This is a genomic window from Klebsiella sp. A-Nf5 (genome assembly GCF_002810545.1).
Classification (GTDB): Bacteria; Pseudomonadota; Gammaproteobacteria; order Enterobacterales; family Enterobacteriaceae; genus Klebsiella; species Klebsiella variicola.
On record NZ_PIOG01000171.1, the window covers coordinates 1 to 664 of the forward strand.

Below are 664 nucleotides of genomic sequence, written 5' to 3' on the forward strand. Positions count from 1 at the left end.
TAAGAAAATGAAAAATATGCTGACACAATATCGTCTCCTTGCATTGAGCAGTGCTCCCGGTCGGTCAATAAGCAAGATTTGACCTGCTGGTACCAGGCCTCTCCTTAGGGAGCACTCTATATGTTCTACAGTTGCGGTAAGGAACTCATTTCACGCCCGGAATGACGGGCGCTTATTTCTGCTTACTTTGCTGGCTTAACATCTGTCACCCACGTAGGGAGATCCCACGTGCCACCGAGATGGAGATAACGGCACATCCCGGTCGTTGCTTCGCGGCTTTTGCGGAATGTCTCGCCATCCCAAACCCAGCTTGCCGACCCCCAGCAATCCCCAAGGCCACGGCCTTTCTGGCTCATGAAGATAACGCCATCGTCATAATCAGAACCAGAAACCGTGATGAGCTCTGGTTTCCCCGCAAGTTTACTGTCCACCACCCAGTAACCATATCCTTCGTTATACGCCGCCCGCCCACACAGTGCAGAAATCAGAGAATGCACGTTATCCAGCGGCGTCAGGCTGATGGTCTCGGCTTCCTGTTCTTCTGATGGCTGGATGCGATCGCACCAGTCATCTTCGCTCAGGGTCGCGAGAAGCTTTGGTTTCAGCACCGCGAGCTCAGGCACTGTGAGGGGCCTTTCCTGAGTTTTCTCTGGCTTCACCTGGT

Annotated in this window: 1 protein-coding gene; it reads right to left on the minus strand. The window is 53.3% G+C overall.

Going from position 1 to position 664, the window contains the following annotated elements; translation table 11 throughout:
- Positions 1 to 182 precede the first annotated feature (182 nt).
- A partial coding sequence (locus CWM53_RS19295) for a DUF1176 domain-containing protein (protein WP_133124361.1) occupies positions 183 to 664 on the minus strand: 482 nt, incomplete at its 5' end.